Source organism: Mesorhizobium carmichaelinearum, assembly GCF_900199455.1.
In the GTDB taxonomy this organism is placed as follows: domain Bacteria; phylum Pseudomonadota; class Alphaproteobacteria; order Rhizobiales; family Rhizobiaceae; genus Mesorhizobium; species Mesorhizobium carmichaelinearum.
Genome location: NZ_FZQR01000072.1, coordinates 1 through 9,613 on the forward strand (window position 1 = coordinate 1; position 9,613 = coordinate 9,613).

The 9,613-nt window shown below is 59.3% G+C and carries 11 protein-coding genes and 3 pseudogenes; 9 read left to right on the forward strand and 5 right to left on the reverse strand.

The genetic code is table 11. From position 1 onward, the window contains the following. From CKW40_RS41265 to CKW40_RS41280, 3 genes and pseudogenes are all read left to right on the forward strand, one after another. Positions 1 to 223, forward strand: a 223-nt coding sequence (locus CKW40_RS41265; protein WP_143748520.1) for a transposase domain-containing protein, incomplete at its 5' end; no start/stop codon positions are given. Positions 224 to 288: 65 nt separating this feature from the next. Continuing rightward, positions 289 to 492, forward strand: coding sequence for a hypothetical protein (locus CKW40_RS41270; RefSeq protein WP_095205269.1), 204 nt, complete (start codon positions 289 to 291; stop codon positions 490 to 492). A gap of 1,662 nt (positions 493 to 2,154) precedes the next feature. Continuing rightward, positions 2,155 to 2,292, forward strand: a pseudogene (locus tag CKW40_RS41280) (IS110 family transposase); the annotation flags it as partial. Here the strand turns inward: CKW40_RS41280 and CKW40_RS41285 are convergent. After that, a complete protein-coding gene (locus CKW40_RS41285; protein WP_244571540.1) occupies positions 2,255 to 3,619 on the reverse strand; it encodes a cation:proton antiporter in 1,365 nt (454 codons plus the stop codon). The pseudogene CKW40_RS41280 and the gene CKW40_RS41285 overlap by 38 nt on opposite strands. On the opposite strand from CKW40_RS41285, the gene CKW40_RS41290 reads away from it, so the two are divergent. Continuing rightward, the gene (locus tag CKW40_RS41290) at positions 3,576 to 4,052 is read left to right on the forward strand and encodes a universal stress protein (protein ID WP_244571541.1); all 477 of its coding nucleotides are present in this window, start codon (positions 3,576 to 3,578) and stop codon (positions 4,050 to 4,052) included. The genes CKW40_RS41285 and CKW40_RS41290 overlap by 44 nt on opposite strands. Positions 4,053 to 4,238: 186 nt before the next feature. Beyond that, positions 4,239 to 4,904, forward strand: a complete 666-nt coding sequence (locus tag CKW40_RS41295; protein WP_095205272.1) for a hypothetical protein — start codon at positions 4,239 to 4,241, stop codon at positions 4,902 to 4,904. A gap of 251 nt (positions 4,905 to 5,155) precedes the next feature. Here CKW40_RS41295 and CKW40_RS45180 read toward each other — a convergent pair. Then, positions 5,156 to 5,355 (reverse strand): annotated as a pseudogene (locus tag CKW40_RS45180) (IS66 family transposase); the annotation flags it as partial. Between the two features lie 159 nt (positions 5,356 to 5,514). Here CKW40_RS45180 and CKW40_RS41300 point away from each other — a divergent pair. The 4 genes and pseudogenes from CKW40_RS41300 (at position 5,515) to CKW40_RS41315 (ending at position 7,771) form a co-directional block, all read left to right on the forward strand. Beyond that, positions 5,515 to 5,793 carry a hypothetical protein gene (locus CKW40_RS41300; RefSeq protein ID WP_095205277.1) on the forward strand — a complete coding sequence of 93 codons (279 nt, stop codon included), beginning with the start codon at positions 5,515 to 5,517 and terminating at the stop codon, positions 5,791 to 5,793. 79 nt (positions 5,794 to 5,872) lie between these two features. Beyond that, the gene (locus tag CKW40_RS41305) at positions 5,873 to 6,076 is read left to right on the forward strand and encodes a CsbD family protein (RefSeq protein WP_095205273.1); all 204 of its coding nucleotides are present in this window, start codon (positions 5,873 to 5,875) and stop codon (positions 6,074 to 6,076) included. Between the two features lie 246 nt (positions 6,077 to 6,322). Continuing rightward, on the forward strand, positions 6,323 to 6,628 hold the full coding sequence (locus CKW40_RS41310; protein ID WP_095205274.1) for a hypothetical protein: 306 nt from the start codon (positions 6,323 to 6,325) through the stop codon (positions 6,626 to 6,628). Between the two features lie 301 nt (positions 6,629 to 6,929). Continuing rightward, positions 6,930 to 7,771 (forward strand): annotated as a pseudogene (locus CKW40_RS41315) (class I SAM-dependent methyltransferase). 353 nt (positions 7,772 to 8,124) lie between these two features. Here the strand turns inward: CKW40_RS41315 and CKW40_RS41320 are convergent. From CKW40_RS41320 to CKW40_RS41330, 3 genes are all read right to left on the reverse strand, one after another. Beyond that, the gene (locus CKW40_RS41320; RefSeq protein ID WP_095205275.1) at positions 8,125 to 8,427 is read right to left on the reverse strand and encodes a DUF982 domain-containing protein; all 303 of its coding nucleotides are present in this window, start codon (positions 8,425 to 8,427) and stop codon (positions 8,125 to 8,127) included. A 45-nt stretch (positions 8,428 to 8,472) separates the two neighbouring features. Then, entirely contained in the window at positions 8,473 to 8,880 is a 408-nt protein-coding gene (locus CKW40_RS41325) for an NADH dehydrogenase ubiquinone Fe-S protein 4 (RefSeq protein ID WP_179298310.1), read from the reverse strand. Positions 8,881 to 8,954: 74 nt separating this feature from the next. After that, the gene (locus CKW40_RS41330) at positions 8,955 to 9,479 is read right to left on the reverse strand and encodes an Hsp20/alpha crystallin family protein (RefSeq protein WP_095205276.1); all 525 of its coding nucleotides are present in this window, start codon (positions 9,477 to 9,479) and stop codon (positions 8,955 to 8,957) included. Positions 9,480 to 9,613 lie beyond the last annotated feature (134 nt).

Below are 9,613 nucleotides of genomic sequence, written 5' to 3' on the forward strand. Positions count from 1 at the left end.
AGTATGCTTGACCAGAAAAAATGCTCTGTTTGCTGGCCATGAGGTCGGGGCCGAAAACTGGGCGCTGCTCTCATCCGTCGTGGCCACCTGCAGGCTCAACGACGTCAATCCCGTTGCCTACCTCGCCAAAATTCTCGACGCCATCATCAACGGCCATCCACAGAGCCAGATCGAGGAACTCTTGCCCTGGCGATTCCGAAAAACGTCAAGCCCAAATCCATAGGCGATCGGCGAGGCGCTTACTGCTTACTGCTTTGTGAATTGACATCGAATCGCACAAGGAACCCCATGGCTTCGACCGCAGTATTGGTTTGGTATCTCGTAATCGCCGGCCCGCAGGGCGGCATGGCGGTGCTGCCCAGCACCTTTGACAAGCGCGAACAGTGCACCGCCGCCATCACCGAATATCAAAAACAGCCGACACCGGCCGGGTGGTCGATGCAATGCGTGCCGAGTGCCTCGCCCTTCACTGACAACGGGTCGGCCGAGTAGGGGCTGAGACGCAGGACGTGTGCCCGCCAAAGCAAGTAAGACCGGACATCGAGGTCGCTCGAGTCTGGGCGAACGCTTGGCTGTTCCTGGCCGATGGCACAACCACCTTTGGCGGCGAAATGGAGTACAGGGAATCGCAGGCGCTGCTGCGGTCCTCACGCCTCGGGAGGGGTGAGCGATGAACGCACACGCGAACCTTCCGAGCTAGAGGCGCCGCCCGCGCAAACAGGCTGCATTGGCACCAATTGTAGTGTTCTTCTTTTTGGAACAATCATCCTATCCGAAAGTTGTGAAGAGGTCGGGTTTCCCTCAAGCCCGATCGATCAACAGAAGGTCCGTCACGGTTCGTCCGTGGCGGGCTTTTTCAATTGGTTGACAATGCGCTTGGCTGTCACTCGCCATCCGCCCAGAACAAACGGCCCGCTTTTCCAGAGGGCCGTTTGCATTTCTGCTCGGCAGCCTGATCAGTTGGCCGGAGCGGCTGGAGCGGGTGCAGGCGCCGGTGCGAGCGCAGGCGCCGGGGTTGCAGGAGCCGCTGGAGCCGGAGCAGGTGCTGCGGGCGCGGCTTCCTTCATCGGCTCAGCAGGCGCGGGTGCCGCAGGCGCGGATTCCTTCATCGGCTCAGCAGGCGCGGGTGCCGGAGCAGTTGTGCTGGCGGCAGGCGCCTCGGCAGGCGCTGCCGGATGTTGGCCACTTCTTGCAAAAACAAAATACGCGGCAATCGCGAGGACAACGACGACCAGTGCGATCAGCCAGGGGCTGCCGCCTCCACCGGTCTGAACAATTGTCGTGCGGTCGACGCGAGGCTCAGGCGTGTTCAAGGGCCGGGTTGGATTGAATGGGTCGTTTGGATTGGGCGTGTTTGCCATGAATGTGTCCTCTTGTGGATCAAAAGCATTAATCAACAGGTATCAACGCACAATCATTGAAGAGGTTTCACGCTATTGGCGTGTTTGATCGGGATGCCATCTGGATCCGGTTCTCATTTTTCGGCTGGCGTGGGATTGGCTTACACTGGGCGGTACGCATAGCTAGGGCAGAGTCCGCTCCGATGGTGGGCGGTATCGCCGTCAAACCGCAACATGCCGACACTCTTTCGACCGAAACCAACCCGCCTTCTTGAAGCCTGACTACCAAGGTGCTCCCACTGCCCTCGATGCGCCTACCATGACCCATGAGCGGTACCCGATCACCGCTTTTGGCGCCTGGCGGCGGGTAGATAGCGAATGGATAATTGAAGGAAGGGATAGTGACCCGAGCGCGGGCACTCTGCAGAATTTTGACGATCGTAGTCGTCACAGTGATTTCGTCGCCAACGCAAATTCCATTCTGGGGATTCTGGTGTCCGGCAGACGGGAGTCAAGGCTGTGCTAGCACCGCGCGGCACAGACAGTGGGCTAGATCCGCTAACTGGACCCTGGGGAGCGACGGGCGCTTTGCACCAAACTCGTATTCGACCGTCCATGCTGACTAACCCGCCTTATGCATGACAGTGTGTTTCAGAGGCTGGCGGATGTAGCTTAAGCAATTGATTTGGCGTAGGATTCGGTTGCTTAGGCCAACCCTTCCACCGCATCTCGCGAGATCCTATGAGGAGGTGGATAGCGACCTGCGCTCTGGCAAGATGAGGTCGCTAGCATCTCACTCACCTGGAGGCCAAACATGCCCGTTGCAGCTTGCCGATCCGACGCTCTGACCGCTATCCGTACCGATCTTGGTGCAATCTTCGTCTCCTTGGAACTCAGTCGCTCGAAATGGCTGATCACCTCGCTGTCGCCCGGTGGAGGGAAGATGTCGAAGCAAACCCGCTGGTGATGTCGTTGAGTGCCGGCGTGAACGAACCCTTTTCGGCCAGTACATTGTCGAGGCCGACCAACAGCATGCCGTAACCTTTGCGGGCCTCTTCGGCGATGGTCTCGCCGTTGGCCCGGGTTTCTGTGCGTGCGGTCAGATGCACCTTGTCGACCAGCGTGTCTTCGGTCCGCTTCACGGCTTCAGCGCTTTTCTCCGCACCCTTTTTGATTTCCTTCACAGCGTGCTCCGGTCCCTTTGTGTCGGTTGGCGTGTCGATCCGGCCGTCTTTCAGATGAAGCAAGGTGGTCGGCATGCCGCTGCCACCGCCGACCAGTCCGGCGAGATAGGCGGTGAACTTACCGATCGTGCTGTCGTCGACTAGCACCAGCAACCGCTCCAGTCTGGAAACGAAGCCGTATTCGTCAAGTGCCTCGCGGTCGACGCGCTGCTTCTGGTCCTGGCCTATCGGCAGCCGGCCAAGTGCCCAGCGCAACATCGGCGGCATGGCCAGCGTGGTGATGACAGCCATGGTGACGATCATGGTGAACAGGTTGTGCGACAAGATGTTCATCGAGAGGCCGATGCTGGCGACGATGACTTCTGTCGAACCCCGCGCATTCATCGCGCTGCCGACGGCGGTTGCTTCCTTGAACGACATACCGGCGAACTTGCCGCCGATGAACGCACCGCTGAACTTGCCGAGGCTGGCGATGAGGACGAGGGCCACCGTCAGCATGGCAAGCGTTGGATCGGCGAGCACGGTGAGGTCGGCCGAAAGCCCAGCCATGCCGAAGAAGATCGGCATGAACAGCGCGGTGATGACGCCGCGAAGCTGGCCCTCGATGTGGCTGGACAAGATCGGCGATTCGCCGACCAGGATGCCGGCGACAAAAGCGCCGAGCACCGTGTGGACACCGATCAGGTTGGTGATCAGCGCCATCACCCCCATGATGATGAGGATCACGGTGATCACCGCATATTCGCTGCGGAAGGCATCGTTGGTCCAGCGGATCAAGGCGAACACAAGGCGGCGGCCGATGGTGAAAGAAGAGACCATGAACAACCCCACTTCGGCGACCGTGGTGACCAGCGGGATCAGTTGCACGCTGCCATTGGTGGCGATGCCGAAGGTAATGGCGATGATTAGCCAGCCTATCGTGTCCTCGATGATCGCCGAAGAGATGATGATCTGGCCGAGATTGCGGCGCATGAAATTCATCTCGCGCACCACCATGGCGACAATTTTGACTGATGAGATCGACAGCGCCGTGCCGAGGAACAGCCCCGCGATGACGCGCTGCGTCGGGTTGGGCAGCAAAGCCGGCACAAGCATTCTGGTCCCGGTCAACGGCTCGGAAGTGGCGCGGCGCGCCGCCGACTTCGCGCTGGCGCTGGCCCGTCCGAACCGGGCACGGGTCAAGGCTCTCTACGTCTCGCAAGGCGCAACCAGGGGTCGGAAGCCTACATCCGTTTCGCATCGGCGCGAAGAGGCCGTGCTCAAGGATATCGCCGATCTCGCTGCCCGTTACGGCGTGGCTGTCGACACCGCGATCCGTACCCGCGGCACGCCTGACAAGGCGATCATCAGCGAGGTGGCCAGCGGTGCGGCGATGGTGGTGATGGGCGTCACCCAGCGCCGGGGCGAAGAGCTGTTTTTCGGCGACACCGCCAGGGCCGTTCTGGCGGCCTGCAACTGTCCAATAGTGCTTCTGGCCAGCGAGCGCATCAAGCGAGGGACCTCCGACACCAAGCTGGTCGCCGCATGACATTGCGCGAGCCATACAAATTGAGTCAACCCTCTTGAATTTGGCTGTTTGCCGTGTTTCCAGATTAGTTCTTTATGCCTCTTCTGGGCACCATTTCTTTCCGCAAAAGCCTTACAGCCCAACGATTTCAAGGGCGTAAGCGTTCCCCGAGGTACCCAGTGAAGTCCACCGAGGGGAACACGAGAGATGATGATAGACCTCCCATACGGTCAACCGCGCAAAGGCCGATACCGCTACAGGCGCAAGGTCAGGCCAGAATTGCGGGCCATAGTCGGCAAGACCGAAATCATCATGCCGCTGGGAAAGACCCATGCCGAGGTAATGAGGCGGTATGACGCAGTCCATGCGCAAGCTGAGCGCCAACTGGCGGCGGCGGAAAGAGCCCTGACGAAGTCTCCCGCTGACATCACCGAATTGGAGGTATTCAGCGAAGCAGCTAAACAGGTTCGGAAATGGGGCTTGGACCCCCGTTGGAATGTGGAAGACCTCGACCCTGAAGACGACGACTTCTTAGACGACGTCGAGCTGGTGGCGCGAACTCAGCGCGTCGAAGCGATAGCCAAGAAGTATCCACAGGATGAAAGAGGGCGTCCCGTCGGGATCAATGTTAAGGACGCAGCGCTTCTCCACTTGCTTGGCCTCGGGGCCGCAGCGACCACGCCTGCGCCAACCTGGAAGACGCCAAGCGGCGATACATCAAGGAGAAGATCGAAGGGACGCACTTATGTGGGGCGCCCCGGGGATGGTCGCAACCCGCCCCCTCAGGTGCGTCGGCCGGAAGACTCGAACCACGACATCAACGCGATTTCTTGGTGGTATTGTATTCGCGGCTTGCCGGGTAGTCGACGGTAAGGTTCCCTCGGCAACGCGCCCCCCTGCCTCACATTGAAGATAGTTACCGTTGTCGCCGTCATCTTCTGGATCTGGTCAGGTTGCCAAGGTACCCAAAAAGAAAGACCCGGGCAGGTTTACTGACGGCGGTCGACTGCGCTTGTCACAGAGCCGTTGATAGACCGCCCCGTTTACCGAAGTCCTGAGCCTAGTTGCTTATATCCGGCTGATCGTCACGTTGACTGCGCCTATGCCAAAAGCGTAAGTCGCGGCGGCTCCGTGTCGTTGAATTTCGCCGTGCCGATCAGCGTGTACATGAAACGGCCCGCGTTCGGCGCCGCCTTCCGACCCGGCAAGTAGCCAGGGCTTGCGTCCGAGAACCAGCCGAGCAGCTGCGGCTTGGCAGCATTGTTCGTCAGGCAAATGCGTCCGTCTTCGAGGAAGCGAACGAAGCCTCCCAGCGCTTCAGCATGGAGTGAAACACTTGGCGACCGGTCTGTGGCGCGAGCTCGCTGTGCTCCTTCTGGGGAGGACTCGATAGAGCAGCTCGACAATCTTTCAAGGCTTCCGGAACCCAACTTCGGCAACGCACGTTTCTTGTTCTGTCAGAATGACCAAGGAGGAAGATCCCATGAAGCTCAAGATGCTCACCATGGGCGCTATAGCGCTCGCAATGATGACTGGCTCAGTGGTTGCCGGCAACACATCCGCGCTCGACGATCCGGCAAAGATGTCGCCCTTCTTCACCGATGCCGGCATGAAAACACTGAGGTCGGAAGCGGATTTCAAGACCGCATGGATGTCCATGAAACCCGATGAACAGAAAGCGGTTCTGAAAGACTGCGGCGATGCCACGCTCAATAAGTCGCACGCAGATTTCTGCGCGATGGCAAAGAAGGAGGGCGGCTGAGATCCACCGGGCCAAATTGAAGGCGGGTCACGTGAGATCCATCTTCAGTAGCGGGTCCGCTAGATGTGAGGAGACCACCATGGATTGGAACCGCGTCGAAGGGAATTGGAAGCAGATCAAGGGCAAGGTAAAGGAAAAGTGGGGCAAGCTTACGGACGATGACCTCGATAAAATTGCCGGCAAGCGCGAGCAGCTGGAGGGCAAAATCCAAGAGCGTTATGGTCTCGAAAAGGATCGAGCTCGCCGAGATGTTGACGACTGGTATAACCGCCAGAAATGGTGAATGGGCCGGTTTGTCTTCGTTAGCAAGATACCCCGCTGCGCCATGCGGCAGCGGGGAGTGCATTTCAACTCAGCGCTGCGTTGCGCGCGCTGATTGCAGGCTGAGTTGGCGGTCGGCGTGCAGTTGCTGCTCGCGTAGAGAGGACGAATTGGGTTCGCGCGGCAGAGTGGTAAAGGTTAAAAGGCGGTCGACCCAACTGGCAACTGTTTCCTTGACGACCGATCAAACAGCGCCAAAATCCCACTGATGAGAAGCCTGCACATTCACATCGGCGACGAAATTACGCTTTCGGCAACCATTCTGAAAGTGCTGCCGAATGACCGTGTCAGCATCAGTATTCCAACGTTCAATTTTCCCTTTTCAATCATCGCACCCCCAAGGTCAAAGCGCGGCGATCGGATCGCTCTGATCGGGCATGCCATATTTGTGGATCTCGAGGACGGAAAAGTGACAGTGAAGTTCGATGAGGGCGGCCGGATTGCGGTCGACATCGCATCAATCGCGGCGTGGCAAGCTGCACCCAGGTCAGGCGCATCGGATATGCCGGACTGAAGGATGCAAGCCCGAGAGTGTGAGTACGACCGCTTTGTTTGAAGTTCCCATTAGTCTTCCTGTAAGCCAGGTTTAGTGTCGGTTGGTCGTCCGATTTCAAAGGCGCTCGCATGCCCGGGCCGTCAACTCAGCTGCGTTTTTGTCGTCCCGGTAATTCTCCTATAGCATCCGTGATGCCAAAGGACGCAGCTGACAGAGCCGCACGGATCGTTCGATCGGTCATCGAAACGGCACCGACCTTTCGGGTCGCAACCCTTTCGTCAGCGGTTCGAGCCAGGAGGCGATCCAGCACCACTACGACATTTCGAATGCCTTCTACCGGCTCTTCCTCGACGAGCGAATGTCTACAGCTGCGGCTACTTCAAGGATTTCGCCAACAGCATCGACCAAGCGCAAGTCGACAAGCTTGATCACATCTGCCGCAAGCTGAGGCTGAAGCCCGGCGAAAGATTGCTCGACATAGGTTGCGGCTGGGGTGCGATGCTCATCCATGCCGCGAAAAACTACGGCGTCATCGGCCATGGCGTCTCGTTGTCGGAGGCACAGACCAAACTCGCCCGCGAGCGCATTCGAGCCGAAGGACTGGAGGATCGCATCACCATCGAGATAAAATCCTACGCCGAACTCTCCGGCTCGTTTGACAAGATATCGTCGATCGGCATGTTCGAGCATCTCGGGCTTGCCAATCACGCCACCTATTTCTCGACCATCCATCGTCTGCTCAAGCCCGGAGGCATCTATCTGCATCACGCCATCACCCGCCGCAGCAAGGGAGACATGAAAAACGCGCAAGGGTCCGGAATTCAAAGCGCTGATCAAATACATCTTCCCCGGCGGCGAACTCGACACGATCGGGATGACGCTCGGCAATCTCGAGGCGCATGGCTTCCTCGTCTACGATGTCGAGAATTTGCGCGATATGCTCGCACCTGCAGGCTGTGGGCGGAGCGCCTGCATGCACGGTTCGACGAAGCCATCGCCGAGGTGGGTGAGGCCAAGGCGCGGCTCTGGCTGCTTTATCTCACCGGCTGCTCGATCACCTTCGAGCGCGCCTCGGCACAGATTTTCCAGACCGTCGTCACCAAGCGCGCGCGGGGTCCAAGCGGTCTGCCGCCGACGCGGGCCGACATTTATGGACGGTGAGCCGCGCGGTCTCAGCGATCTCGATCACGATCAGGTAGCGACCAGCCTCAGAGCCGGTGGCGGCGCATTTGCGCACCACTCGCTTGCAGCCGCGCATGCCATCGCACGCTGCTTCGATCCGCGAAGCAATTCGCAGCCCCGAGAATAGGCGCTGCCCCGCTCGTTGAAGGCGTTCGCTCTGAACGGTGAAATTCCACGTGAGCTAAAGTCATTGCCGGAGAGACTCGAGGCCGTCGAACAAAACGCTGGCGCGACTGCGAGAAACTGCAACGAGATTTTGATGGCGCCCGTCGGCCTAGTCGAAATCAGGTTGCCGCGCCGCCGCCACCTTAGCCTTCCGCTGGTGCCGCGGTTTACTTCTCGGCCTCCCTTCTTCTTGTATGAGTTGCTCCGGCAAGCCATGGCTGCGGCTGCCGCGAGTCCTCCAGTAGCCCGGCAATCCTGGCGAAACTGACAAACGATTGGCGCGCCTGATCGACCGTCATCTGGCCGGCGATCGCCGCGTTGCAGCTCCTTTCGGCACAGGAAAAGACCGGCCCGCGGCGGCCCTTAGGCCAGCGTCGCAGGAATTCGATTGCGTCGCGAACAGTGTTGATTTCCCGGATCGTGCCCTCCACGGTCACCTTCACGGGAACGAAGAATTGTAACTTGGTCATTATTGCCTCCCGTCTCGATTCTGCCGTTTCATTCCGGGCGCATTTTTACCAGCGACCGCGGACAATTCTTGTCATCCGGTTCATCACAGGCTGGCCTTCTGGCGGACTGTCCTGGACCACATAATCCAGCTTCAGGCGCCGCGCATAGGCAATGGCAGCTTCGCGCGTCGGGAAATTGAGCTCGACCTGGGTCAAGGTGTCATCGCTGCCGGTATAACCCATCAGCGGTTCAATGAAGGGTGGCGTGCGCCGCTCGAACACAAGCCGCCAGGGCCGCGACGCAACGCGGGCCGACGTGGTGACCGACCGGCTGGGCCGGAATAGCCGGGCTGTGACCGGTCTTGGCAGCTTTGGCCGGGTGGTATGCAGTATCATCGGCCGATTGTTATTGTCGGCCTGCCACTGTTTTTCGTCGATGCGATAGCTCAGGTTTCCTGCAAGATGATCGATCATGGACATCCTCCCCAAGGGCAGGATGGCCGCCGGGCACATGGCATGCGCCCGGCGGGGTGGTTGATCATCGGCGTTCAATTGCCTTTGTTGATCGCGATCCGCTTGGCGTTTGCCTGCGCCTTCGCGCTCTTCGGCAAGGTGACGTCGAGCACGCCGTTCTTGAACGTCGCGGCCACCTTGTCCTGCTCGACTTCGCGGCCCAACGCTAGACGGCGTTCGAAGCGGCCGTAGTAGCGCTCGCTGAACTGGCGATCCCTGTCCTCGGTTTCCGACTTCTTCTCGCCGCGTAGCGTCAACACGCCGTCTTCGAGCATGACCTCGATGTCCTTTTCCTCGAGGCCAGGGACCTCGGCCGTGACGCGGATTTCCTTCTCGTTCTCCGCGATTTCGACGTTTGGCCATCCATTACCCATCTGGCCATTGCCCATCCGACCGAGCACTGATGGCGCGTCGAAGTCACGAAAAACCTCGTCGAACAGGCGGTTAACATTGCGGTGGAGCGACATGAACGGATTAATGTCATCGCCGCCGCGATAAAGACTTGGAGCCTGGTTGTTGCCGTTGCCCCGGCTCCACGGGATCAGGTCACGTACACTCATTTGTCCTTCCTCCTTTCTTCTTCAGGCTGCAGCTTTGCGGGCATCAGGCGGCTACGTTACCCTCAATCCGCTTGGAATTCGGCTTCTTGCCGGGACCGGCATTGATGGCGATCCGGCGCGGCTTCATCTCCTCG